Annotated in this window: 23 protein-coding genes and 1 tRNA gene; 9 read left to right on the top strand and 15 right to left on the bottom strand. The window is 67.2% G+C overall.

The window, feature by feature from the left end; translation table 11 throughout:
- Positions 1-1,560 (bottom strand): depupylase/deamidase Dop, encoded by a 1,560-nt coding sequence (gene dop / locus H9634_RS08435; RefSeq protein ID WP_191726257.1) that lies wholly within the window; start codon positions 1,558-1,560, stop codon positions 1-3.
- A 43-nt stretch (positions 1,561-1,603) separates the two neighbouring features.
- Between dop and H9634_RS08430 the strand changes: the two genes are divergently transcribed.
- Positions 1,604-1,981 carry a DUF3054 domain-containing protein gene (locus H9634_RS08430; RefSeq protein ID WP_191726256.1) on the top strand — a complete coding sequence of 126 codons (378 nt, stop codon included), beginning with the start codon at positions 1,604-1,606 and terminating at the stop codon, positions 1,979-1,981.
- A gap of 22 nt (positions 1,982-2,003) precedes the next feature.
- Here the strand turns inward: H9634_RS08430 and arc are convergent, their stop codons facing one another.
- The 3 genes from arc to H9634_RS08415 all read right to left on the bottom strand — a co-directional run bounded on the left by arc (position 2,004) and on the right by H9634_RS08415 (position 6,049).
- Positions 2,004-3,728, bottom strand: coding sequence for a proteasome ATPase (gene arc, locus H9634_RS08425; protein ID WP_191726255.1), 1,725 nt, complete (start codon positions 3,726-3,728; stop codon positions 2,004-2,006).
- Positions 3,725-4,786 carry a tRNA (adenine-N1)-methyltransferase gene (locus H9634_RS08420; RefSeq protein WP_191726254.1) on the bottom strand — a complete coding sequence of 354 codons (1,062 nt, stop codon included), beginning with the start codon at positions 4,784-4,786 and terminating at the stop codon, positions 3,725-3,727. Before H9634_RS08420 ends, arc begins: the two co-directional genes overlap by 4 nt.
- 84 nt (positions 4,787-4,870) lie before the next feature.
- Positions 4,871-6,049 carry a site-2 protease family protein gene (locus H9634_RS08415; protein WP_191726253.1) on the bottom strand — a complete coding sequence of 393 codons (1,179 nt, stop codon included), beginning with the start codon at positions 6,047-6,049 and terminating at the stop codon, positions 4,871-4,873.
- A 117-nt stretch (positions 6,050-6,166) separates the two neighbouring features.
- Between H9634_RS08415 and H9634_RS08410 the strand changes: the two genes are divergently transcribed.
- Positions 6,167-7,000, top strand: coding sequence for a RecB family exonuclease (locus tag H9634_RS08410; protein ID WP_191726252.1), 834 nt, complete (start codon positions 6,167-6,169; stop codon positions 6,998-7,000).
- Positions 7,001-7,024: 24 nt separating this feature from the next.
- Here H9634_RS08410 and H9634_RS08405 read toward each other — a convergent pair whose 3' ends face one another.
- A complete protein-coding gene (locus H9634_RS08405) occupies positions 7,025-7,729 on the bottom strand; it encodes an HAD family hydrolase (protein ID WP_191726251.1) in 705 nt (234 codons plus the stop codon).
- A 23-nt stretch (positions 7,730-7,752) separates the two neighbouring features.
- Here H9634_RS08405 and H9634_RS08400 point away from each other — a divergent pair, with 23 nt between their 5' ends.
- The gene (locus H9634_RS08400) at positions 7,753-8,589 is read left to right on the top strand and encodes a PAC2 family protein (RefSeq protein WP_191726250.1); all 837 of its coding nucleotides are present in this window, start codon (positions 7,753-7,755) and stop codon (positions 8,587-8,589) included.
- 60 nt (positions 8,590-8,649) lie between these two features.
- Here H9634_RS08400 and mshC read toward each other — a convergent pair whose 3' ends face one another.
- From mshC to H9634_RS08385, 3 genes are all read right to left on the bottom strand, one after another.
- On the bottom strand, positions 8,650-9,882 hold the full coding sequence (gene mshC / locus H9634_RS08395) for a cysteine--1-D-myo-inosityl 2-amino-2-deoxy-alpha-D-glucopyranoside ligase (protein WP_318245049.1): 1,233 nt from the start codon (positions 9,880-9,882) through the stop codon (positions 8,650-8,652).
- 132 nt (positions 9,883-10,014) lie between these two features.
- Entirely contained in the window at positions 10,015-10,911 is an 897-nt protein-coding gene (locus tag H9634_RS08390; protein ID WP_191726248.1) for an SCO1664 family protein, read from the bottom strand.
- Positions 10,912-10,919: 8 nt separating this feature from the next.
- Entirely contained in the window at positions 10,920-11,486 is a 567-nt protein-coding gene (locus H9634_RS08385; RefSeq protein ID WP_175294730.1) for a DUF3090 domain-containing protein, read from the bottom strand.
- 84 nt (positions 11,487-11,570) lie between these two features.
- Between H9634_RS08385 and H9634_RS08380 the strand changes: the two genes are divergently transcribed.
- On the top strand, positions 11,571-11,918 hold the full coding sequence (locus tag H9634_RS08380; RefSeq protein ID WP_191726247.1) for a hypothetical protein: 348 nt from the start codon (positions 11,571-11,573) through the stop codon (positions 11,916-11,918).
- A 59-nt stretch (positions 11,919-11,977) separates the two neighbouring features.
- Here the strand turns inward: H9634_RS08380 and H9634_RS08375 are convergent, their stop codons facing one another.
- Positions 11,978-12,883, bottom strand: coding sequence for an aldo/keto reductase (locus H9634_RS08375; protein WP_191726246.1), 906 nt, complete (start codon positions 12,881-12,883; stop codon positions 11,978-11,980).
- 174 nt (positions 12,884-13,057) lie between these two features.
- Between H9634_RS08375 and H9634_RS08370 the strand changes: the two genes are divergently transcribed.
- Positions 13,058-13,885: an undecaprenyl-diphosphate phosphatase gene (locus H9634_RS08370; protein ID WP_191726245.1), complete on the top strand. Its 828-nt coding sequence runs from the start codon at positions 13,058-13,060 to the stop codon at positions 13,883-13,885.
- A gap of 83 nt (positions 13,886-13,968) precedes the next feature.
- On the opposite strand, the gene H9634_RS08365 is transcribed toward H9634_RS08370, so the two are convergent.
- Positions 13,969-14,649 (bottom strand): histidine phosphatase family protein, encoded by a 681-nt coding sequence (locus tag H9634_RS08365; RefSeq protein ID WP_191726244.1) that lies wholly within the window; start codon positions 14,647-14,649, stop codon positions 13,969-13,971.
- Between the two features lie 102 nt (positions 14,650-14,751).
- Here H9634_RS08365 and H9634_RS08360 point away from each other — a divergent pair, with 102 nt between their 5' ends.
- A complete protein-coding gene (locus H9634_RS08360) occupies positions 14,752-14,955 on the top strand; it encodes a DUF5703 family protein (protein ID WP_191726243.1) in 204 nt (67 codons plus the stop codon).
- Positions 14,952-15,923: a DMT family transporter gene (locus H9634_RS08355; protein ID WP_191726242.1), complete on the top strand. Its 972-nt coding sequence runs from the start codon at positions 14,952-14,954 to the stop codon at positions 15,921-15,923. The genes H9634_RS08360 and H9634_RS08355 overlap by 4 nt, the downstream gene beginning before the upstream one ends.
- Positions 15,924-15,963: 40 nt before the next feature.
- Here H9634_RS08355 and H9634_RS08350 read toward each other — a convergent pair whose 3' ends face one another.
- Positions 15,964-17,274 (bottom strand): M20/M25/M40 family metallo-hydrolase, encoded by a 1,311-nt coding sequence (locus tag H9634_RS08350; protein ID WP_191726241.1) that lies wholly within the window; start codon positions 17,272-17,274, stop codon positions 15,964-15,966.
- A gap of 249 nt (positions 17,275-17,523) precedes the next feature.
- On the opposite strand from H9634_RS08350, the gene H9634_RS08345 reads away from it, so the two are divergent.
- Positions 17,524-18,813 carry an NAD-dependent epimerase/dehydratase family protein gene (locus H9634_RS08345; protein ID WP_191726240.1) on the top strand — a complete coding sequence of 430 codons (1,290 nt, stop codon included), beginning with the start codon at positions 17,524-17,526 and terminating at the stop codon, positions 18,811-18,813.
- A complete protein-coding gene (locus H9634_RS08340) occupies positions 18,813-20,000 on the top strand; it encodes a glycosyltransferase family 4 protein (RefSeq protein WP_191726239.1) in 1,188 nt (395 codons plus the stop codon). Before H9634_RS08345 ends, H9634_RS08340 begins: the two co-directional genes overlap by 1 nt.
- Positions 20,001-20,011: 11 nt before the next feature.
- On the opposite strand, the gene H9634_RS08335 is transcribed toward H9634_RS08340, so the two are convergent.
- From H9634_RS08335 to H9634_RS08320, 4 genes are all read right to left on the bottom strand, one after another.
- The gene (locus tag H9634_RS08335; protein WP_191726238.1) at positions 20,012-20,638 is read right to left on the bottom strand and encodes a hypothetical protein; all 627 of its coding nucleotides are present in this window, start codon (positions 20,636-20,638) and stop codon (positions 20,012-20,014) included.
- A gap of 157 nt (positions 20,639-20,795) precedes the next feature.
- Positions 20,796-20,883: transfer RNA gene (locus H9634_RS08330), tRNA-Leu, on the bottom strand.
- Between the two features lie 130 nt (positions 20,884-21,013).
- Positions 21,014-21,892: a MaoC/PaaZ C-terminal domain-containing protein gene (locus H9634_RS08325; protein ID WP_191726237.1), complete on the bottom strand. Its 879-nt coding sequence runs from the start codon at positions 21,890-21,892 to the stop codon at positions 21,014-21,016.
- Positions 21,892-23,262: a 3-oxoacyl-ACP reductase gene (locus H9634_RS08320; protein WP_191726352.1), complete on the bottom strand. Its 1,371-nt coding sequence runs from the start codon at positions 23,260-23,262 to the stop codon at positions 21,892-21,894. The genes H9634_RS08325 and H9634_RS08320 overlap by 1 nt, the downstream gene beginning before the upstream one ends.

Below are 23,262 nucleotides of genomic sequence, written 5' to 3'. Positions count from 1 at the left end.
TCACACCTCATTCCTGTCGCGGTGGACTGCTGGACTGCTGTCCTCAAGTGTAGTGATGCCCAATGATTTCAACAGCTCATCCACGCTGCCGGCGGATTCGACGATCTCGCCGACGAGCTCCTTCGTGCCCTTGAGCGGGTACTTCATCGGCACGCGGACCAGCCGTTCGCCACCGGTGGTGAAGACCAGGGAGTCCCAGCTGGCGGAGATGAGGGAGTCGGTGAACTTCTCGACGACCCGCCCGCGCAGGTAGGCGCGCGTGTCCTCCGGCGGGTTCTCCACCGCGTGGGCGACCTGCTCATCGGTGGTGAACCGCCGGATCCGCCCGGCGGCCTCGAGCTTGTAGAACAGCCCTTTGGAGGGGCGCACATCGTGGTACTGCACGTCGATGAGGGCGAGCTTCGGGTGGTTCCAGGGCAGCGATTCGCGCTGCTGATAACCGGTCAGCAGCTGCAGCTTGGCGACCCAGTCGATCTCGCCGGCCAGGCGCATCGGGTCCTCGGCCAGGTCGGTGAGGAACCGATCCCACATCTCGACCACCTCGGCAGTGTCCTCATCTGCAGAGGCGCCCACCGCCTCGGCGGCGGCCTGCCAGTACATCCGCTGGATCTCAATCGCGGTCATGGACGATCCGTCGACCAGCTCCAGCGGGGCCGAGAGGCTCAGATCATGCGAGACCTGCTGCAGGGCTGCGACCGGGTCGGCGAGTTCGATGCGCGGGCACCGGCCGGACTCGATGAGCCCGAGGACGAGCGAGGTCGAACCGAAGCGCACAAGGGTGGCCGGCTCGGCCATCGTCGCATCGCCTATGATGACGTGCAGTCGCCGGTAGAGCAGCGGATCGGCATGCGGTTCGTCGCGGGTGTTGACGATCGGGCGGCGCAGGGTCGTCTCCAGCCCGATCTCGGCTTCGAAGAAGTCCGCCCGGGAGGAGATCTGATAGCCCGGCTCCTCCCCTGAGGCGCCGATCCCGACCCGGCCGGCACCGCACAGGATCTGGCGGGTGGTGAAGAACGGGATGAGGCAGGCGGCCAGCTCGTCGAAGTCGACGCTGCGGTCGACCAGGTAGTTCTCGTGCGCGCCGTAGCTGGCGCCCTTGGAGTCGGTGTTGTTCTTGTACAGGTTGACCGGCTCCTCGCCACCGGCCAGCGTCTCGACCGAGCGCAGCGCCACGACATCGCCGGCCCGGTCCCACAGCACGACATCGCGCGGGGTCAGCGTCTCCGGTGAGGAGTATTCGGGGTGGGCGTGGTCGACGTAGTAGCGGGCGCCGTTCTCCAGCACCACGTTGGCCAGGTACTGGGCGTCCGGCTGCGCCTGGGGCAGGTGGGTCAGCTGCGAGATGTGGGCCTGGGCTTCGTTCATGATGAAGCCGCGGGCATCGGCCAGCGGGGATTCGGTGTCGAAGTCCCAGAAGCTCTGCGAGGACTTTAGGCCCCGTGGACCTGCGTAGGCGTCGATGACGCGGGCGGAATCGCGCATCGGGTTGGCGTGCGGGCGGCCGGGCTGGGAGATCCCGAACTCGGTCTCTGCTCCCATCACGCGTCTGACACTCAGCATGTCCTCCTCCTGTCTGCCGCCGGCGCGGACGTAGAATCGTTGCGTGGCTGCAAAGAAATCATCTCACCTGTTCATCGCCGTCGTCGTCGACGCGTGCCTGGTCGCGCTGTTCACGGTCGTCGGCCATTACACGCACCACCAGTCGCTGGTGCCCGAGCAGATCCTCGGCACCGCCTGGCCGTTCCTCGCCGGGCTCGTCATCGCCTGGCTGCTCAACGCCGTGTGGGCCGCCCCACTCGCGCCGCTGCGCACCGGCACCGGCCTGTGGGCCACGACAGTGCTCGTGGGCCTCGTCATCCGGGCGCTGACCGGCGAGGGCACCGAGGGTCCGTTCATCGTCGTGGCCGCCAGCCTCAACCTCGTCACCCTCGTCGGCTGGCGGGTCATCGCCACCGCCGTGGCCGGGCGCTCGGCACGCTGAGCTGACGGCGGCCAGCCCCGGCTCACAGCAGGTCCGGGTCCGGGGTCGCGGTCTCCGGTTCGCCCACCGTGCCCGAGGCGGCGCGCACCTCGGCGTCGAGCTGCCGGTCGCGTTCGGCACGCGCATCGGCCTCAGCAGCCTGTGAGCGCTGCTGGCCGAGCATCCGCAGGTGGGTGACGCGTTCGCCCTTGCGGCCGGAGATCCGCGACCACTCATCCGGGTTCGAGGTGTTGGGCAGGTCCTCGTGTTCGGAGAACTCCTCGACGATCGCCTGCTCGAGGTGTTCCCAGCTGATGCCGCGCTGCCCGTCGGCCAGCAGCGCCTTGATCGCATGCTTCTTCGCACGGTCGACGATGTTGGAGATCATCGCACCGGAGGCGAAGTCCGAGTAGTACAGCACCTCGGCGCTGCCATCAGCGTAGGTGACCTCGACGAACTCGTTGTCCTCACTGTGGGCGTACATCCGCTCAACACAGCGCCAGATGAGCGCCTCGACGGCCTGCACGCGTGAGCCCTCGACCGCGTCGAGCACCGACTCGTGCAGCGGCAGCTCGGGCACGAGGTACTTCGAGAAGATCTCGGCTGCCCCGGAGCGGTCCGGACGCTGGATGCGGATCTTGACGTCGAGCCGGCCCGGGCGCAGGATCGCCGGATCGATGAGGTCCTCGCGGTTCGAGGCACCGATGACGATGACATTCTCCAGCTGCTCGACACCGTCGATCTCGGCCAGCAGCTGCGGAACGATCGTCGTCTCGACATCGGAGGACTTGCCGGTGCCGCGGGTGCGGAACAGCGACTCCATCTCATCGAAGAACACCACGACCGGTGAGCCGGCTGTGGCCTTCTCCCGTGCCCGGGCGAAGATGAGCCGCAGCTGGCGCTCGGTCTCGCCGACGTACTTGTCGAGCAGCTCGGGGCCCTTGATGTTGAGGAAGTACGAACGCGTCGTCGCGTCTCCGCGGCGCTGGGCCAGGGAGTGGGCAACAGCCTTGGCGATGAGCGTCTTGCCGCAGCCGGGCGGGCCGTAGAGCAGGATGCCCTTGGGCGGTTTGAGGCCGTGCTCGGTGTAGAGCTCCGGGTGCTCGAAGGGCATCTCGACGGCGTCCTGGATCATGTCGATCTGGGCTTCCAGACCGCCGATGTCGTTGTACGAGATGTCCGGGACGGCCTCGAGCAGCAGCGAGGACACCTCGGGCTTGGCGATCTTCTCGTAGGCGAACCGGGTGCGGGTGTCGACGAGCACGGCGTCACCGGGACGCACGCCCTCCTCCTGCAGCACAGCAGAGAGGATGTAGACCTGCTCGTCGTCGCCGGGCGTGCCGATGAGGATCCGGTCCTCGCTCATCACCTCGCGGACGGTGACGACGTCGCCGACCCGGGTGTAGTCGCAGGCTTCGAGGGCGACGAGGCCTTCGGACAGGCGGACCTGGATGCCCGGTCGCAGCTCGGCGGTGTCGAGCTCGGTCGAGATCGCCACGCGCATCCGGCGCCCGGAGACGTGGACGTCGAGTTCGGGCACGCCTTCAGCGTCGGTGACGACTTCCAGGACGGTGCCGAAGGAGTTCGGCGGATCGGACATCCGCTCGGCTTCGGTGCGGATGCGGGCGAGTTCGTCGCGCGCCTGGCGCAGCGTCTTCGTCAGTGCCTCGTTGCGCTTCGAGGCGTTGAACAGCTGCTGGCGCAGCTGGGCTGAGTCCTTGCGCAGCTTGGCAAGATCCGCGGTGGGATCCGGGGTGGTGGGGCTCACTGGTCCTCCTTCGCGGTGGGGTCGTCGCTGGCGGCTGCCGCAGTCTGCTGGGCGGCGTCCTCGGCTTTGCGCCGGGAGCCGACCTCGCGCTTGAGCCGGCGCATCTTCTTGCCGGTCGCATAGCGGTGGCCGATGGTCTCGTCGGTGAACTCTCCGCCTTCCCAGTGGGCGCGGTCCTCAGCACTGGGTTCGGAGCCCTGCGGACGCTTCTTGCGCTCGAGCGGGTCGACGCCCGGAGCGAGCCGGCGGGCGAAGAGCAGGAACCCGGTGTGGCCGATCATCCGGTGGACTGGGCGCACCGCCAGTCCTTCGAGGTGCCAGTCGCGGATCATCGATTCCATGGCGTGCGGTTCGGTGTACATGCGAGTGGCGCGGATCGCCTCGGCGGTGCGCGAGAGCTGGGTGGCGGTGGCGACGTAGACGGTCAGCACTCCCCCGGGAATGAGGGCCTCGGTGACGGCCGGCAGGCATTCCCATGGGGCGAGCATGTCGAGGACGACTCGGTCGACCTCTCCGGGTTCGAAGGCCTTCGGCAGCTCCTCTGCGAGATCGCCGGTGGTGCACGACCATGCCGGGTGCTCCCCGCCGAAGAAGTCGGCGATGTTGCCGGCGGCGATCTCGGCGAAGTCCGGGCGCATCTCAAAGGAGTGGACGCTGCCCTGATCGCCGACCGCGCGCAGCAGCGACAGGGTCAGCGCACCGGAGCCGACACCGGCTTCGACGACGACAGCGCCGGGGAAGATGTCACCGAGCGTGGTGATGAGCGCGGCGTCCTTCGGGTAGATGACGGCCGCTCCGCGCGGCATCGACAGCACGAAATCCTCCAGCAGCGGGCGCAGCGCCTGGTAGGCGGTGCCGCTGGAGTTGCGCACGACGACGCCCTCGGGCTGGCCGATGAGCTGGGCGTGGTCAAGCGTGCCGGTGTGGGCGTGGAAGGTGCCGTCTGGAGTCAGCACGATCGTCTGCAGTCGACCCTTCGGGTCGGTCAGCTGGACCTTGTCGCCGATCCGGAAGGGTCCGCGCCGCACGGGCGCGCCGGAAGCCTGCTGTGCATTCATATGCTCCCCACTCTAGTCCCTGGCCCGGCCGGCTGGTCAGGCCTCTCACTGCGTGAACGCAGGCGGCACACGGTCACCGGCGGTTCAGTCGGCGAGGAGTTCGTCGAAGAACTCCTGCAGGTCGATGACACCGGTGAGTGTGGAGCCGCGCATCACCATGCAGTAGGCGGCCTTCGGCCGGTGGGTCAGCGACTCGAGCAGGTGCGGGGCCGTGATGTCCTCGGGCACCCCGATCCAGCCGCCGAAGGGCCGGGCGTAGTCGGCGATCGTCTCAGACCGCTGCGCACCGATCGGCACCTGGGAGGCGGCGTGCCGGTCGAGGAACGCATACGGCAGACCGCGCTCGTTGAGCACGACGATGATGACCGAGGGTCCTTTGCCGAGGGAGTCGGCGAAGCCGAGGGTCTGCTCGATGGTCGAGTCGTGGGTGGCCGCGATCGCCGGCTGGATGACCGCGTGCAGATCGTAGGTCTCCATGCGGCGGGCGCGTTTGGCATGGGTGACGGCATCGCTGGCGGAGAACCACAGCATGAAGGCGATCGCCGACATCCACAGCACGGTGATGAGGTCGGGACGCTCGCCGCGCAGCAGCGGGGTGACCACAGCCCAGAAGACGAAACCGGCGGCAATGATCCGCCCGATCCAGGCGGCGATGACGGTCCCGAGGTACTGACTGCTGGTGCCACGCCAGATGAGGGCCTGGATCGCCCAGCCGCCGTCGAGCGGGATGCCCGGCAGCAGGTTGATGATGCCCAATGCGGCGTTGGCGAACGTCACGGCGATGAGCAGCAGCCATGGCACCGAGGACTGTTCGAAGGCCCCCATGGACAGCCAGCCGAGACCGGCGAGGACGAGGTTGATGACCGGACCGACGACGGAGATGATGAAGCTCGTCGATGCCGCTCGCTTCGGGTCCTCCTCGATCTTGGGTTCGAACCGGGTGAAGCCGCCCCAGATGTTGAGCTCGATCGCAGCGACCTTCTGCCCGACGGCAGCCCCTGCGATCGCGTGGGCGAGTTCGTGGAGGAAGACGGAGACGAAGAGGAACACCGCATAGGCGAAGGCGACGACCCAGGAGAGAAACCCGAGGTCGGGCCGAACGCTGGAGACCCATGGGGCGAAGAGCACTGTGATGATGACCGCGGCGATGAACCAGGACCAGGCGAGGACGACGGGAGCACCGAAGACCCAGCCGATGATGAGCCCGTTCGACGCCCCGGTCCGTTTGGCCGGGGGGTTTGCCTTCGCGCTCGCCTCAGTCATGTCCACCATCCTAAAGGGGATGCCCTGCTGTCTCTGCGCGCCCATGCCGAGGAGAGTCTGCCCAGGCCGAGGAGGGAACGGTCAGTGATGTCAGCGGCGGCCGGTAGGGTTTCGGTTATGGCCAAACTCGTCGCGCTCTCTCCGTCCCGGGCCAATGACTTCGTCCAGTGCCCGCTGAAGTTCCGCTTCCGCACCGTCGACAAGATCCCTGAGCCGCTGTCGCCCGTTGCGTTCCGCGGCACCCTCGTCCATGCCGTGCTCGAGCGTCTCTTCGACGCGGTCGCCCCCGAGCGGACGTGGGAGAAGACGATCGAGCTGCTGCCCATCGAGCTGACCCGGCTGACCGACGAGGACGGGCGTGTCGCTGAGCTCTTCCCCGCTGAGGAGGATCGCCGCCGGCTGCTCAACGAGTCAGCCGAGCTGTGCCGTTCGTACTTCGCGCTTGAGATTCCGCAGATGCTCGAACCGGACCGGCGGGAGGAGTTCGTGCAGGTGCCGCTCGAGGGCGGTCCGGTGCTGCGCGGATTCATCGACCGCGTCGACGCCACCCCGGGTGGGGCGGTGCGGCTGGTCGACTACAAGACCGGCAAGCAGCCCAAACCGCAGTACGGCCGCGAAGCCGATTTCCAGATGCGCTTCTATGCCCTCATGCACTACCTGGCTGAGGGCCAGCTCGTGCACACCCTCAAGCTGCTCTACCTCGGCTCGCGCAGCTCGATCGACATGCAGCCGACGATGGGTGATATCGAGCGCACCGAATTCGAAGTCCGCGGCATCTGGAACGAGATCACCGATGCCGCACAGGCCGGGCGCTGGCGTCCGCGCCGTTCCCCGCTGTGCAATTGGTGTTCGTTCAAGCCGATGTGCCCGGCATGGGGCAATACGCCCCCGGAGGCACCGCCGATCACTGAGATCGCCGGTGCCGACCTGCTCTCAGGCGGCACCGACTGAGCCAGCCTGCAGGGGCCTGCTCCTTCACTCGCCGTCGCTGGACTGCTGGGCATCGGCGACGCCGGGCCCGTGCGGGACGGCCGAGCCGATCAGGCCGTCGAGGGACTGGGCACTCATCCCCTCCAGGGTCGGCACGAGCCGTCGGCCCGGCTGTTCGGGAATCGGCACCAGATGCGGCACCCCGAACGCTATCGTCCCTGCGGATTCGGCGCTGGTGAGTCCGGGCACGGAGTCCTCGAATGCCACACATGCTTCGGGTGGTACGCCGATCTGCTCGGCGCCGATGAGATAGGGCGCTGGATCCGGCTTGCCGGCCGGCACCTCGTCGCCGGTGACAAGCGCTGCGAATGCTCCGTCCGGGCAGGCGGCGACGACCGCCTCGGTGAGCCGGCGATACGACATCGTCACCAGCGCACACGGCACGCTGTTGGCCTGCAGGTCTGCCAGCAGCTCACGTGCCCCGGGCCGGAACGGCACATGCTCGCCGATGAGCTCGATGACGCGGTCGAGGAGCAGTTCGACGATCTCCTCAGCTGGCAGCGTCAGGCCGTGGGCGATGAGGATGTGGGCCGAGGTCAGCAGCTCGTTGCCGACCATGAGCATGCCCTTCTCCTCGTCCCAGTCGAGACCGTGAGTGCGCATGAGCTCTGTTTCGGCGGTGATCCAGTACGGTTCGGTGTCGACGAGAGTGCCGTCCATGTCCCACAGGACTGCCGAGTAGAATCGCATGACTCCTAGCGTAGTCTGTGCCCATGGACTTTCTGCCTCCCTCCGATCGCTGGCTGCGGATCATCGCCGTCGAAGGTATGGATGACGCAGGTCAGAGCGCCGTCGACGCCGCGCATCACCTGGTCGAGGCGTGGGATCTGCGCCCGGCTGAGGACCTGCTGACCGATGGCTACTACGACTACACGCTGGTGCGTCCGCGGCTGCGCCGCTCCGGAATGAACGCTGAAGTCGAGTGGCCGTGCGTCGAGACCTATCTCGGAACGGTGCCGGGCACGCCGATCAGCGTGATCGTCATGATCGGGCCGGAGCCGACCTTCTACTGGGCTGAGGCCTTCGAAGTGCTGCTGGACGGTGCTCATTCCGGTGATCGTGTGGTGCTCATCAGCGGTGCTGCCGCAGCGGTGTCCCATCGGCGTCCGCTGCCGGTCGCGATCACAAGCGAACAGTCCGACGTGGTCTCCGCCTATGACGGCGTCGAATCGGCCTACGGTGAGGGCACTGCCGGTCTGCTGGAGGTCTTCGCGGTGATGCTCGCCGCGCAGCGCATCACGGCGGTCACCCTGACAGTGTCCGTGCCCGGGTATGTCGCCGGCACCACCTCGCCGAAGGCGATCCTGTCGCTGCTCGGCGCCTTCGAGGACCTGACCGGGTTGGTCGTGCCCCAGCACGACCTCGTCGAAGATGCCCGTGCCTGGGAGTTCGGCGTCGAGGAGTTCGTCGAAGCCAACCCCGACCTGCAGGATCACGTCGAGCACCTCGAATCGGTCGCGGAGACCTCCGAGCTGCCCGAAGCCAAGGGCGAGGCGATCGCCCGCGAGTTCGAGCGCTACCTGCAGCACCGGCGCCGCGACGGAGGCTGAAACACCGCCGGCCCCACACCTCGTGGTGCGGGGCCGGCCGTCAGTGTGCGACAGCAGTCGTCAGAGCCTGACGCCGAGGAGGGCGTCGATCGCCTCGACGATCTCCTCGGTGTCGGCGCGCGACCCCTCGCTGCTCGTGGTGGCAGCCCAGCGGTCGAGCGTTGAGAGCGCTGAGGGCGTGTCAAGGTCGTCGCTGAGGTCGTGGCGCAGATCGTCGATGACGTCTTCGGCGCTGACCGTCGATCCGAGGCCGGCGGCCCTGCGCCAGGTGGCCAGGCGCTGCTGGGCCTGCTCGAGCACCTCATCGGAATAGCTCCAGTCGCAGCGGTAGTGGTGCGCCAGCAGGGTCAGCCGCACCGCCATCGGGTCGACACCGGATTCGCGCAGCGCGGAGACGAAGACGAGATTCCCGCGAGACTTGCTCATCTTCTCGCCCTCGTAGCCGACCATGCCGGTATGCATGAACACCTGGGCGAACGGCTCGCCGGTCAGTGCGGTCGCGTGCGCTGCGCACATCTCGTGGTGCGGGAAGATCAGGTCTGAGCCGCCACCCTGGATGGTGAGCGGGAAGCCGAGGTACTCGTTGGCGATGGCCGCGCATTCGATGTGCCAGCCGGGCCGGCCCGGGCCGAGCTCGCCGCCGTCCCAGGACGGCTCGCCTTCGCGTTCGGCACGCCACAGCAGCGCGTCGAGCGGATCTTCCTTGCCCGGTGTGCCGGGGTCGCCGCCGCGTTCGCCGAACAGGCGCAGCATCGTGTCGCGGTCGTAATGTGACTCCGAACCGAAAGCCGGTTTGATCGCGGCGTTGACGCGGTAGTACACATCGCCGTTGTCGAGACGGTAGGCGTAACCGTTGTGCAGCAGTTCGGTGACCGCGGAGACGACGAGATCGATGCTCTCGACGGCACCGATGTAGTGGTCGGGGGCGATGACGCGCAGCGCCTCCATGTCGCTGCGAAATCGTTCGATCTCACCGTCGGCCAGATCCCGCCAGTCGACGCCGGTGGCGTCGGCCCGTGCGAGGAGCGGGTCGTCGATGTCGGTGATGTTCTGGACGTAGGACACCTCCACACCGGCATCGCGCCACACCCGCTGCAGCACGTCGAAGGCCACATAGGTGGCGGCGTGACCGAGGTGGGTTGAGTCGTAGGGGGTGATCCCGCAGACGTAGAGTCGCGCGACCTTCTCCTTGCCCGGCGCCTGTACAGGTCCCTGCTCTGCAGTGCAGTAGACGTCGGGGCCGCGGCCGGAGCTGGAGAGCCTGGGAACATCAGGAGATTGCCATGGTTTCACGTCCCCAGCATACGAGTGAGCAATCAGCGACCTCAACACGGCTGATGTCCCGGCGCAGCGGAAGAGCATGTGCCCACATGCCGGATCGGGACGTGCCGGCGCACCGGAACGGGATGTCTCAGCGTGCCGCGGTCACAGCGGCGGCCACGGAATCGGCGTCCGGGTCGCCGGCGGCAGCGGGAAGGCCCCGAGCTCGCTCAGGGCCGCTGCGCGTGCCGCGGTGGCGTCTGCCTCGGCATCGGTGAGCCAGGTCCCGAGGCGGTGCCGCAGTTCGGTGCTCTCGGCGACCTCGGCCAAAAGCCGGTTCTCAGCAGGTGTGAAGGGTTCGCCGCAGAAGCCCCACAGCACGGTGCGCAGCTTCGGTTCGGCGTGGAAGGTCAGTCCGTGGTCGATGCCGAACACGCCGGGTGCGGTGCCGTCGAAGCGGTAGTGCCCGCTGAGGATGTGTGAGGCTTTGCGGTCGGCGTTGTTGACGATGAGGTCGAACAGTGCGATCTGCCGCAGTGCCGGTGCGAGCGCGTGGGCGACGACGAGGTCCTCACCGTCTTCGGACACGGCGGCGAAGATCGCAGCCCAGCCTTCAGGCACCTCGTCGGGTTCGAAGATGTCGACGAGCGCATCGCCGGGGCTGAGCGTCTCGACATACGCCTGCACTGAGCCCGGTCCGGCCGGCATGTCAGTGCGCATGACCGTCGGCGGGGCCACCGGCAGCCCGATGGCCTGCCCGAGTTCGAAGCAGGCGACCTCCCGGCCGGCCAGCGACTGGTGGGGGAAGTCATGCAGCGGCCGCTCCCCCGCGGCGGGCTTGTAGACCGCGCGCAGCACAGTCTCACCTGCTGTCACCGTGATGAGCCGCGTGTCATTCGAGGCGTGCGGGATGCGCCCGAGCTGGTGGACCTCACCGGCGGTGAGCACGTCGACGATGCTGGCGGTGTCGTCTGCCGCTGACAGGTGCGTCGGTGTGTCGATGCGCACGGAGATCTCCGGCCAGTCGGGGCTGGAGTCGCTGTGTCCGCTGCGGGTCGTCATATCCGGCATCAGCGGGCGATTCCGTTGGCGCGCGGGCACATGTGACCGGCCGGATCGAGCGGCAGCGCGCAGAACGGGCAGTCCGAGCGTCCGGCATTGACGACCTGGTCGGCGCGGCGGGCGAACTCGCGGGCCTGGCCGGCGGTGAGGGTGACCTTGAGTGAGCGTCGCTCCTGCGTGTCGTCATCCGGGTCGCCGCTGGTGCCCGACTCGGCGTCCTGCTGGGTGAGTTCGAAGCATTCGACGATGAGCAGACCGGCCTGGGTGTCCCAGCCCAGACTCATGGTGCCGACGATGAACTCGGCGTCGACGGGCATCGCCAGGCCGGCGTTGTCGATGAGCTCCTCGAGCGGGCCGACCGGGATCGGCACAGTGCTGGCGCCCTTGGCCCTGACCATGTCGAGCAGCTCGTCCATCCGCTCCCCGAGCATCTCGACCTGCTCCTTCTCCAGCGTCACCGAGGTGACGACGCCCTCGGAGGCGGCCTGCAGGAAGAACGTGCGCTCGCCCGGCAGGCCGACGGTCCCGGCGATGAACCGGTCGGGCGACGAGTGTTCGAAGATCGGGGCGGCCATAGTCCTTACCCTATGGCATTCGATTCCCCTCGTCATCGGCTCGAACTGGTGACGCGGCCTGCAGAAGGGGGGTACATTGGAGGCATGAGCCTTGAACCCGATGTGGCCCTGGAAGAGTTCCTTTCGGCAATCCGCGAGCACTACGCTGCAGCGGCCCACCGTTCCTCCGATGAGGACCCGCGAGTCGAAGCCACCTACATGGCCCTGGCCGAGGCTTTCGACATCTACGAGGACGCCCTCTATCGCGCATTCGAGGAGGTCACGCCCTTTGAGCTCTTCGATGATCAGGAAGACGCCAAGGCCGACCTCGGCGACGATGACGATGATGACGACTTCGATGATGATTTCGACGATGATGACGATGACTACGACGAAGACGATGATGACGACTTCGACGACGACTACGACGATGAGGTCACCGTCAAGCAGTGAGCGCTGAGCGCTGCTGCCCCACCCTCACCTGAACAGCGCCTGTTGCCGTGCCCGAGGTGTCAGCTGGGTTCGGAGATCTGGTCGAGGACCTGGAGGATCTCCGGCTGCAGTTCGGCATCGCTGTTGACCAGCTGTGTGAGCTGATCGGTCGTGCGCGGGCTGATGAGGCTGCAGGCCGGTGCCTGTGAGCGCATCCAGGCCAGCGCGACATCGACCGGGGCGATCTCCAGGCTCGAAGCGGCCTTGCTCACGCCGGCCACGATCCGCTGCGCGTCATCGGTCAGATACCGCTGCATGTAGCCATCGCGGTGGACCGCAGCCCGTGAGTCCGCCGGCACAGCCTTGAGGTACTGGCCCGAGAGCGCACCGCGGCCGAGTGCGGCACCGGCGACCATCCCGATGCCCAGATAGTCGGCGGCCGGTGCGACATCGGACTCCGCCGAGCGCTCGAGCAGCGAATGCTCGTTGAACGCAGCGACGACCGGGATGCCGGCTCCGGCGACAGCGGCCAGCTGCCAGCCGGAATGATAAGCGCAGGCGACATAGCCGATGTCCCCGGCGCTCAGCAGCGTCTCGAGCGCTGAGGCGGTCTCCTCCAGCGGAGTGGTGACGTCGAAGCCGTCGAGGACGAGGACCTCGATGTGGTCCCGGCGCATCCGCTGTAGGAGCTCGCGGGTCTGTCTGAGCACCTGTTGCCGGGACAGGCTGAGGACCGGTTCATCACCGCGCTGGGCGACACCGACACGGGCGCACACAGTGACTTCGGGGCTGACTGTCAGCTTCCCGAGCAGGTCGGCCGCAGGTGAGGCGAACGACGGCAGCTCAAGAGTCGTGCCTCCGGCCTCGCTGTAGGAATCGAGGAGCTGCTGGGCGGTGTCCGCCTCAACGCGACTGCCCCAGTCGAAGGTGCCGAGTCCGAGCTCGGAGAGCTCCAGACCTGATGTTCCGACGCGGTGAACGTGCATAGTCCTTGAGGTTACCTGATCAGTGGGTCTACCCTGATGTGGGTCTGCCCGCCGGTGCGTCGCCGCTGTCATGTGACGAAGCCCTCGGAGCCAGCCCCATCCCGCCGCCAGATCCCCGGCGCGGGAGTCTGTCCACACCGCCGCTGGCGGGTGCCTACAGCTAGGAGTAAGTGCATGGATTGGCTCATCGCCGCGATCCTCGGAGTCGTGCAGGGACTCACGGAGTTCCTGCCGATCTCCTCATCAGCACATCTGCGGATCGTCGGCGAGTTCCTGCTGCCGGGCGAGGACCCGGGAGCGTTCTTCACCGCCATCGTGCAGATCGGCACCGAAACCGCGGTGCTCGTGTACTTCTGGAAGGACATCACCAGCATCATCGCCGCCTGGTGCAAGGCGCTCGTGGGCCGCGGACCCAAGGACGACCCGAAGGTCCGGCTCGGCTGGCTCATCATCCTCGGCTCGATTCCCATCGCGGTGCTCGGGCTGATGTTCGAAAGCCAGATCGAGACGGTGCTGCGCAGCTTGTGGATCACTGCGACGATGCTCATCGTCTTCGGCATCATCCTCGGCGTGGCCGACAAGTACGGTTCGCGGACCTATGAGCTCAAGGACATGACCTGGGGTCAGGGCATCCTCTACGGCCTGGCACAGGCGATGGCGCTCATCCCCGGTGTGTCGCGCTCCGGCGGCACGATCATCGCCGGCCGGCTGATGGGCTTCAAGCGCGAAGCCGCCGCCCGCTATTCGTTCCTGCTCGCTGTCCCGGCGGTGATGGCCTCGGGCTTCTACGGCCTGTTCAAGAGCATCGGCGAGCCGATGGTGCTCGGCTGGGGGCCGACCGCACTGGCCACACTGGTGAGCTTCGTCGTCGGCTACATCGTCATCGTCGGGTTCCTCAAGTTCATCTCGACCCGCTCCTTCGCCGTCTTCGTCTGGTACCGCGTCATCATCGGCCTGGTCATCTACGCCCTGTTGGGCGCCGGGGTCATCTCAGCGATCTGACCGGAGCGCTGCGCGCCAGTGCCGGTTCGGCCCATCGCGGCGCGGGTTCGTCCCAGTGCGGGTTCGGCCCAGTGCGGGGTCGGCTACCGGCCGCCGCCGAGGTCGGGGCTGGCCTGGCGTCCGCCGGCGGTGACCGACATGGCGGTCACGACCGGATGCCCGGTGGCCGGGTAGGAGATGACGCTGAAGGATCCGGGAGCCACCGCGATGCGCTGGAACCGGTCGAGCGGGATGCCGAGGGCATCGGCGAGGATCGCCTTGATGATGTCACCGTGGCTGACGATGATCCCCACGCCGTCCTCACAGCTGTTCTCGTCCTGACCGCTGCCTGCGGTGAGCTGGCGCAGCTCGGCGACCAGCGCCTGGGCTGCAGCGATCCCCCGGGCGGCAGCCGCCTTGAGCGATTCTCCGCCGGGGAAGACCATCGACGAGGGGCACTCGGCGACGCGTGTCCACTCAGGCTGTGCCTTGAGCGAGGTGAGCGGCTGGCCGCTCCACTGCCCGTAGTCGACTTCTGCCAGGTCCGGGTCCTCCCGGGTCTGAGCGACGGTGACGATGCCGAGCAGCTCTTCGGTCGTCTGCACACAGCGCATGAGCGGAGAGTGCCGCAGCGCGGTGATCGAGGCGAACGGCAGGACGCCGGCCAGACTGCGGATCTGGGCGCGGCCAGCCGCAGTGAGAGCGACCCCGGGCGTCCGGCCGGCGAGCAGGCCGGCGGCGTTGGCATCGCTCTCCCCATGCCGGATGAGAACCAGATGGACCATACGCCTCAGGATAATGCACGCCGGGTGCGGCGTGTCCGCCCTGCGAGCAGCCCGGGAAACAGGCCCGCCTGGTGATAATCTCATCGAAGCGAAGGAGGGAATGTGAAGCGACGTCGTACACCTGTGGAGTACGAATTCCGGACCGTGAGCCTGCATCGGGAGATGACCCGATCAGAAGCCGCCCGCCTGCTGACCGAAGAAGCCGAATACGGCCGCTGGGAGCTGGCACGCACCCGGATCGGGATGGGCGGATCGAAGACGGTGTGGCTGCGTCGCCGCATCATCCGCATCAAGTACTCCGCATGACGGCCACCGCATCACGCGGGCCGGCGCTGCTGTCAGCCGCGGCGATGATCGCCGCGGGCATCGCGATGTCCATCCAGGGCACCGCCAACGGTCACCTCGCCGCCGCCCTCGGCCACGGCCTGTATGCCGCATTCCTGTCCTTCACCGGCGGCTTCGTCGTCCTCTGCCTTGCCATCCCCTTCGAACCCGGCGCCCGCCGCGGACTCGGACGCGCCTGGCAGCTGGTGCGCCGCGGCGAGTTCCCGTGGTGGATGCTCACCGGCGGCATCGGCGGCGCCTCTGTCGTCATCGCGCAGTCGCTGACCGTCCCGCTGTTCGGCGTGGCGACGTTCATCATGTCCTTCGTGTGCGGTCAGCTGCTCGGCGGGCTCATCGTCGACAACACCCGGCTGAGCCCAGGCGGGCGCCGGGCTCCCAGCGTCCCCCGTGTCGCCGGCGTCATCATCGTCCTGCTCGGCGTCGTCGTGTCCTCATCCGGTGCGCTGTCCCACGGCGTACCCCTGTGGGCGCCGCTGCTGCCGCTGACCTCCGGTGCGCTCACGGCGTTCCAGCAGGCCTTCAACGGCAACCTCAACACCGCCTCCCGCTCGGCCTACGCGGCGACGTTCACGAACTTCCTCGTCGGCTCACTGTTCCTCTTTGCCGCGGCAGTCATCGTGCGCCTGTCCGGCGTGCCGATCAGCGGGTTCCCGGAGATGCCGGGTCAGTGGTGGATGCTCATCGGCGGTGTGCTCGGCGTCATGTACATCGGCTTCTCCACCGTGGCGGTCGGCCGTCTGGGAGTGCTGCTCATCAGTCTGCTGGCGCTGTTCGGCAACCTGCTCGGCTCACTCGTCATCGACCTGCTCTTCCCTGTCGGAGCTGCCCCGATCGGCCCGCAGACGTTCATCGCCATCGGGCTCGTGCTCCTCGGCGTCGTCGTCGCCTCGGTCCAGCGCCGTCAGCGCTGGCTGGAGGACGACGACTGACACCGAGACGGTGGCCGCAGTGAGAACAGGTGCGGCTGGCTCAGGCTTCCATGAGGAACCGGCCGAGCACCCGGGCACCGAACTCGAGAGCCGAGACCGGCACCCGTTCGTCGACCCCGTGGAACATCGCAGGGAAGTCGAGGTCCGGGGTCAGGCGCAGCGGTGCGAAGCCGTAGCCGGTGATCCCCAGCAGCGAGAGCGCCTTGTTGTCGGTGCCGCCCGAAAGCGTGTACGGCAGCACCGTGGCGTCCGGATCCTCCTCCTGCAGGGAGGCGACCATCGTGTCGACGAGCCGACCGCCGAAGGGTGATTCGAGAGCAGTGGCCACGATCTCCTCTTCGATGTCGACACCTTCCCCGGCGAGCTCCTTGAGCTTGAGTTTGAGGTCCTCGTACTGGCCGGGCAGGTGCCGGCAGTCGATGTAGGCCGAGGCTGTCGAGGGGATGACGTTGTGCTTGTAGCCGGCTTCGAGCATCGACGGGTTCGAGGTGTTGGCGAACGTCGCACCGACGAACTTGGCCACCGATCCGAGTTCGTCGAGCAGCTCGCCGTAGGTCTCTGCGCTGAATGGGATCCCGGTGAGTTCGGAGACGCCGACGAGCAGGTCGCGGGTGGCCTGCGGCATCTGCTCGGGCCATTCATACGCGCCGATCCGTGCGACCGCCTCGGCGAGCTTGGTGACCGGGTTGTCGCGGTTGATCTGGGAACCGTGCCCGGCGGTGCCGCGGGCGATGAGCTTGAGCCAGGCGATGCCCTTCTCCGCGGTCTGGACAAGGTACACGCGCTGGCCGCGGATGTCGACGGAGTAGCCGCCGACCTCGGAGATCGCCTCGGTGGCGCCGTCGAACACCTCGGGATGGTTCTTGGCCATCCACTGCGAACCGTAGAGCCCGCCGGCTTCCTCATCGGCGAAGAAGACGATGATGAGATCGCGGCGCGGACGCAGGTTCTCGCGCATCATCGTGCGCACGACCGCGATGATCATCGCGTCCATGTCCTTCATGTCAACAGCCCCACGACCCCAGACGAGGCCGTCGCGGATCTCCCCGGCGAACGGGTCGACAGACCATTCGGAGGCGTCGGCGGGCACGACGTCGGTGTGGCCGTGCACGACGAGCGCCGGCGCCTCGGGATCGGTGCCCGGCACCCGGGTCACGAGCGTCGCGCGTCCGGGGGCGGACTCGTAGATCTGGGACTCAAGGCCGACCTCGGCGAACCAGGCGGCGATCTGGTCAGCGGCCGGACGCTCAGGGTTGCACTTGTTGTTGCCCCAGTTCTGCGTGTCGATGCGGATGAGCTCCTGGCACAGGCGGGTGACCTCTGCCTCGGCGCTGGCGAACTGATGACTCATCGACACTCTCCATTCTCACTCGCGGCGGTGCGGCCGGGCCGGCCTGAGCCGAGCGTACACCGGAAGCGCAAGCACGTTCGCGAGCGTTCGTCATCCGGAAATCGGCGAACCGCAGATGAATACCCCGTGACGCCTTCGAAGCCGGGGCCCTCCGGCGCGTCGCCGCGTGCGTGGGCGGCGTGTGCATATGACAGACTACGACTAAGTGTCCCGGCGCGAGCGCGCCGTCGTCGATCGAGGAGGAGCAAGATGAAGACTGTTGTCTGCGGTGGAGACGGGTTCTGCGGCTGGCCGACAGCCCTGCATCTCTCAGCGCGAGGCCACGACGTTGTCATCCTCGACAATCTTTCTCGCCGGGAGATCGACGAGGAGCTCGGTGCGGAGTCGCTGACCCCGATCGCCTCGATCGAAGAACGGCTCGACGCCTGGGAGGAGCTGACCGGCAAGCGGATCGGCTTCGCCCAGATCGACCTGGCTCAGGACTACGAGGCGGTGCTGCGCCTGCTCGGCGAGTACGCACCTGACACCGTCATCCACTTCGCCGAACAGCGCGCTGCGCCGTACTCGATGAAGTCCCCGGCACACAAGCGCTACACCGTCGACAACAACGTCAACGCCACCCACAACCTGCTCGCCGCAATCGTCGAGAACGGTTCGGACATCCACCTTGTGCACCTGGGCACCATGGGCGTCTACGGATACGGCACCGCCGGGATGGAGATCCCCGAGGGCTACCTCGACGTGCAGGTCACTGCCGACAAGGACGCCGAGGGACGGCCATGCGAGCCGTACCAGGTCGAACAGCAGATCCTGTACCCGACCAACCCGGGTTCGATCTACCACATGACGAAGGTGCTCGACCAGCACCTGTTCGCCTACTACGCCAAGAACGACGCGCTGCGCATCACCGACCTGCACCAGGGCATCATCTGGGGTACGAACACCGCAGAGACCAAGCTCGACGAACGGCTGGTCAACCGCTTCGACTACGACGGCGACTACGGCACCGTGCTCAACCGGTTCCTCATGCAGTCGGCGGTCGGCTACCCGCTGACCGTCCACGGCACCGGCGGTCAGACGCGCGCGTTCATCCACATCCAGGACATGGTCCGCTGCGTCGAGATCGCGGTGGACAATCCGCCTGCGGCCGGTGAGCGGGTCAAGATCTTCAATCAGCTGACCGAGACCCATCGGGTGCGCGAACTCGCCGAACTCATCTGCTCGATCACCGGTGCCCGCCTGGAGAACGTGCCCAATCCGCGGCACGAGTCGGCCGAGAACGACCTCCACGCCTCGAATGCGACGTTCCTGGCACTCGGACTCAAGCCGACGACGCTGTCCGACGGGCTGCTCATGGAGGTCAATGAGACCGCCAAGCGCTATGCCCACCGGGCGGACCTGTCGAAGATCCCCGCGTCCTCTGTCTGGACCAAGCACCAGCAGCCGGGTGTGCCGACCGTCCCGACCGACACCTCGGGCCTGGCAGATGCGCAGGCCAGCGGTGACCACGACGAGACGGCGGCGGTCTCCGGCAGCTGATGCGCGTCGCCCTCTTCACGGAAGTCTTCCTTCCGAAAATCGACGGGGTCGTCACCCGGCTCATGGGCACCCTCGACCACCTGGCCGAAATGGGTCATGAGGTCGTCGTGTTCGCGCCGGGCCATCCGCCGGCCCGCTATGCGGGGTTCCGGGTGGTTCCGGTGCGCTCGGTGTCCTTCAAGCCGTGGTATCCCGAGCTGCGCGTCGGCCTGCCGACTTCGAACATCGCCAAGACGATGGAGCGCTTCCACCCGCATATCGTCCATGCCGTCAATCCGATCTGGCTGGCTGCCTACGGCACGATGTCCTCGAAGCGGCGCGACCTGCCGATGCTCGCGTCCTTCCATACGAATGTGCCTGAGTACACGCAGCGGCTCGGGCTTGAGTGGATCACCGACACGACCGAACGGTGGATCACGTGGATCCACAACCTCGCAGAGGTCAATCTGTGCACCTCGCAGCCGATGATCGAGCAGGCTGCGGCTGCCGGGATCAAGAACCTCGACCTCTGGCCGCGGGCGGTCGACACGCAGACCTACCATCCGGGCAACTACTCGCAGCGGATGCGTGAGCGACTCACCGACGGGCATCCAGAGGATCGGCTGCTCGTCTATGTCGGGCGGATGTCGAAGGAGAAGGACCTCGATGTGCTGCGCGGCGTCATCGACCGCGCTCCGGAGGGCACCCGGTTGGCAATGGTCGGATCCGGCCCGCACCTGGGCCAGCTGGAGGCCGAGTTCGCCGGCACGCCGACGGTCTTCACCGGGTACATGAGCGGTCAGGAGCTGGCCGAGGCCTACGCCTCAGCCGATGTGTTCGTCTTCCCCTCGACGACCGAGACGCTGGGGCTGGTGGCACTGGAGTCGATGGCCTCGGGAGTGCCGGTCGTCGCTGCCCGGGCTGGTGGCATCCCGTTCGCCGTGCCCGATGGTGTCGGTGGGCTGCTGTGCAAACCCCATTCGAGTGAGGACATGTCAGCTCAGGTCAATCGTCTGCTGGCAGATGAGAGCCTGCGCTCGGCATTGGCCGCCGGAGGCAAGGCCGAGATGGAGCAGCACAGCTGGCGGGCAGCGACGGAGAAGCTCGTCGAGAGCTACGAGCTGGCAATCGAACGGCACTGGTCGGACTATGTGCCACCGCGTTGGCGGATCAAGACGTTCGGGCGGCCGATGCCGCGCGCAACGTGACCGAGCCGAGATCAGGCCTGTTCCGCTGCGGCCTTGGCGTCGTTCCAGCTGCCGAAGTGGTTGCGCACCGAGGCACCTGAGGGCCTGGTCCGGCCGGCGGCGCGCTCGTCCTTGGCCCATGCCTCATAGCGGCTGAAGCTCTCAGCTCCCCCAGCTGCGCGCGCATCGGTGAGGAAATCGATGACAGCGCTGCGGAATGCTTCAGGAGAGTAGTGGAAGGCACCTCTCTTGCGGCCGCCGCCCGAGGTGGGGAAGCCCAGTGAGCTCAGCGCATCGTTCCAGAAGTTCGTGCCCAGGCGCTTGCGCACGGTCTGGCTCGTCGGCGGCCAGATCTGGTGACCGGCCCGGCCGGCGAACTCCAGTCCGCGCACGGCACGCGCTCGCGCGGCATCGTAGGCGTCCTTCGAGAACGGCACAGCTGATCCGGTGGTGAGCTCGGTTCGGGTGGCGGCGATCAATGCGAAGACGTTGATCACTTCCGCACGTGTCCTGCCCTGCCCGTGCAGGATTTCCTCGAGTGCCGCAGCGGTCTCGAATTCGACTGCACCGCTGATCTCCGCTGCCGGTGTCAGGTTCTGTGACAGCGCGTACAGATAGTGGACGGCGGCAGTGACGAGCTCACTTCGCGTAGAGGGCACTGATGACTTCCTTGTCTTGCCGGGAACACGGTTCGGATGGGCTGCATCCTCACCGGCGAGTATGTCACAGAATCCCGTGCAGACGGAGGGGTCGCCGACATGCAGAAAGCCCCGGAACCTCAATGGTTCCGGGGCTTTCAGCGGCCTGAGCCGGTTGTGCGCGAGGGGGGACTTGAACCCCCACGCCCGATATAGTGGGCACTAGCACCTCAAGCTAGCGCGTCTACCAATTCCGCCACCCGCGCGGGCAACAGAGAACACATTACATGCTCTGAACCCGATTGCAAAATCGGTTTCGCCCTCTGTGACGAACACCGCACAAACATACATGGATGCGTGCATCCGCGCAGGTCAGGCGGGGTTCCGACACACTATTCACGACAGCGGAGCGACGCTTCCGAGCACGTGCGGCTTGCCGTTCTTGACGCTCCACACCGCATAGCGGCGAGTGGCGCCCTCGTGATCGTCGAAGACTCCGAAGCCCACCCGCGCCGGCAGGATGACGGGCTTGGCGAACTGCGCTTCCCACACGTAGCCGCCGGCCGGGACCTGGGACTCGGACAGCGCACGTGAGGCGGTGTACATGCCGTGGGCGATCGAGGCCGGGAACCCGAAGGCCTTGGCGGCCAGCGGATTCAGGTGGATCGGGTTGTAGTCCCCTGAGACCTTCGCATACGTTGGGCCGATCGAGCGCGGCAGCTTCCAGATGGCTGACGGCACTCCCGGGGCCTCGAACTCGCTGCGCTCCTCCTCGCGTTCGGACTCGGCGCTGCTGAGGTGCTTGCCGACTGCCAGATAGGTGGCGGTCTCCTCGAAGACCGTCTCACCGTCGACGACTCCCGTGACGAGTACGTCGAACTCAGTGCCCTTGCGGTGCTTGCGGGCCTGCCCGATCCGCACCGATGTCGTCACGGTTTCGCCGATGAGGACCGGCCGGTGCAGGCGGAACCGGTTGACGATGTGCACCAGGCCCAGCAGCGGCAGCGGGAAGCCGGGGTCGGTCATGAGCTGCATTGCCAGCGGGAAGCCGAGTTTGTGCAGATACCCCGGATGCACGGAGTCCGTCACCGGTGCCTCGACGACGCGGTGGAATGCCGCCACCTCGACGGGATCGAGCGTGGTGGTCGACTCCACGGAGCGGGTCGGCATATGGGCAGAGCTGTGCGGGCGCTTCTTGAACTGGCGCAGGACGGCTTTGGCGAGCACTGCGCCGGAGTTGATGGGCCGCGGTACGCCTCGAGTGAATCTCGTCATCACGCCCCCAGCAGACTCTGGCCGCACACACGCAGCGTCTTGCCGTTGATGCCGCCGGCGGCGGGCTGGACGAAGAACGCGATGGCCTCGGCGACGTCGCGCGGCTTGCCGCCCTGCTGCAGGCTCGACAGCCGGCGGCCGAGCTCGCGCGGAACCATCGGCATCGCCGCGGTCATATCGGTCTCAATGAAGCCCGGAGCCACGGCATTGATGGTGCCGCTGCGGGCAGCGAAGTCCTCTGCAGCAGCTGCCACCATTCCCACCACACCGGCCTTCGAAGCGGAGTAGTTCGTCTGCCCGCGGTTGCCTGCCAGGCCGGCGATCGAGGCCAGCGACACCACCCGCGGAGCCTGGCCCCAGCCGGTGGCCGCTGTGATCGACTCGTTGATGCGCAGCTGGGAGGAGATGTTGACGGCGATCGCGGACGCCCAGCGGGATTCGTCCATGTTCGCCAGCAGTTTGTCACGTGTGATGCCGGCATTGTGGATGAGGATGTCGATCGGGGCGCCGACGCGCTCCATGATCTGCTGACCCGCGTGCTCAGCAGTGATGTCGAGCTGGATGGCGACTCCGCCGATGCTGTTCATCGTCTGCGCCAGGGCCTGCCCGGCCTGCGGAACGTCGACGCCGTAGACCTGTGCCCCGTCCCGGTGGAGCACACGGGCGATCTCTGCGCCGATGCCGCGGGCGGCACCGGTGACGACAGCGACTGCGCCGTTGAGCGGTCCGGTCTGGCCGGTGGCGGCGAACTCCGCGGCCGAGGTGGTGGTTCCGCGGTCGCTGGAGACCGTGAGGAACTGCCCGGAGACGTAGGCGGACTTCGCCGAGAGCAGGAACCACAGGGCAGCCACGGCCGACGGCGCTGTGGGCTGTACGCCGTCGAGGACGATGCCGTTTGCGGTCGAGCCGGCGCGCATCTCGTGTGCGAGCGAACGGGTGATGCCTGTGACGGCGTTGCGGACGGCGTTGAGTGCCGGGTCGGCATCCGTGGTGTGCGGGAAGACGACGCCGGCGTCGGCGACGGTGATGACGCGGCCGCACCTGGTCAGCTGGCGCAGTGCCGCACCGATGGCCAGTGTCGTGTCCTGCAACTGGTCGGGATGGGTCAGCCCGTCGTAGGCGGCGATGATCGCCTGGTAGCGCAGACCCGGATTCGGGGTGCGGTGCACGCTGAAGTCGTTGTCGAGCAGCAGCTGGCTCAGCGCGTCGGCCCCGGCGGTCTCTCCGAGCACGAGGATCGGCTCACTGAGGTAGCCGTGAGCGCTGTCGGCCGGGTCGAAGCGGCGCAGCGGCACAGGTGCGGGCAGGCCGAGGGTCTTGACGATCTTCTTGAGCGGCCCGTTGGCCAGCGAGATGTACTTGTCGTTCAT

The sequence above is a fragment of the Brevibacterium gallinarum genome (assembly GCF_014836885.1).
Classification (GTDB): Bacteria; Actinomycetota; Actinomycetes; order Actinomycetales; family Brevibacteriaceae; genus Brevibacterium; species Brevibacterium gallinarum.
This window is presented reverse-complemented; position numbering and strand designations above follow the sequence as displayed.

What these genes read in the sequence shown, in the direction of transcription:
- dop (WP_191726257.1), bottom strand. Translation starts at nt 1,560, where the DNA reads ATGCTGAGTGTCAGACGCGTGATGGGAGCAGAGACCGAGTTCGGGATC.
- H9634_RS08420 (WP_191726254.1), bottom strand. Translation starts at nt 4,786, where the DNA reads ATGAATGCACAGCAGGCTTCCGGCGCGCCCGTGCGGCGCGGACCCTTC.
- H9634_RS08415 (WP_191726253.1), bottom strand. Translation starts at nt 6,049, where the DNA reads ATGACTGAGGCGAGCGCGAAGGCAAACCCCCCGGCCAAACGGACCGGG.
- H9634_RS08410 (WP_191726252.1), top strand. Translation starts at nt 6,167, where the DNA reads ATGGCCAAACTCGTCGCGCTCTCTCCGTCCCGGGCCAATGACTTCGTC.
- H9634_RS08405 (WP_191726251.1), bottom strand. Translation starts at nt 7,729, where the DNA reads ATGCGATTCTACTCGGCAGTCCTGTGGGACATGGACGGCACTCTCGTC.
- H9634_RS08400 (WP_191726250.1), top strand. Translation starts at nt 7,753, where the DNA reads ATGGACTTTCTGCCTCCCTCCGATCGCTGGCTGCGGATCATCGCCGTC.
- H9634_RS08390 (WP_191726248.1), bottom strand. Translation starts at nt 10,911, where the DNA reads ATGACGACCCGCAGCGGACACAGCGACTCCAGCCCCGACTGGCCGGAG.
- H9634_RS08385 (WP_175294730.1), bottom strand. Translation starts at nt 11,486, where the DNA reads ATGGCCGCCCCGATCTTCGAACACTCGTCGCCCGACCGGTTCATCGCC.
- H9634_RS08380 (WP_191726247.1), top strand. Translation starts at nt 11,571, where the DNA reads ATGAGCCTTGAACCCGATGTGGCCCTGGAAGAGTTCCTTTCGGCAATC.
- H9634_RS08375 (WP_191726246.1), bottom strand. Translation starts at nt 12,883, where the DNA reads ATGCACGTTCACCGCGTCGGAACATCAGGTCTGGAGCTCTCCGAGCTC.
- H9634_RS08370 (WP_191726245.1), top strand. Translation starts at nt 13,058, where the DNA reads ATGGATTGGCTCATCGCCGCGATCCTCGGAGTCGTGCAGGGACTCACG.
- H9634_RS08365 (WP_191726244.1), bottom strand. Translation starts at nt 14,649, where the DNA reads ATGGTCCATCTGGTTCTCATCCGGCATGGGGAGAGCGATGCCAACGCC.
- H9634_RS08355 (WP_191726242.1), top strand. Translation starts at nt 14,952, where the DNA reads ATGACGGCCACCGCATCACGCGGGCCGGCGCTGCTGTCAGCCGCGGCG.
- H9634_RS08350 (WP_191726241.1), bottom strand. Translation starts at nt 17,274, where the DNA reads ATGAGTCATCAGTTCGCCAGCGCCGAGGCAGAGGTCACCCGCCTGTGC.
- H9634_RS08345 (WP_191726240.1), top strand. Translation starts at nt 17,524, where the DNA reads ATGAAGACTGTTGTCTGCGGTGGAGACGGGTTCTGCGGCTGGCCGACA.
- H9634_RS08340 (WP_191726239.1), top strand. Translation starts at nt 18,813, where the DNA reads ATGCGCGTCGCCCTCTTCACGGAAGTCTTCCTTCCGAAAATCGACGGG.
- H9634_RS08325 (WP_191726237.1), bottom strand. Translation starts at nt 21,892, where the DNA reads ATGACGAGATTCACTCGAGGCGTACCGCGGCCCATCAACTCCGGCGCA.
- H9634_RS08320 (WP_191726352.1), bottom strand. Translation starts at nt 23,262, where the DNA reads ATGAACGACAAGTACATCTCGCTGGCCAACGGGCCGCTCAAGAAGATC.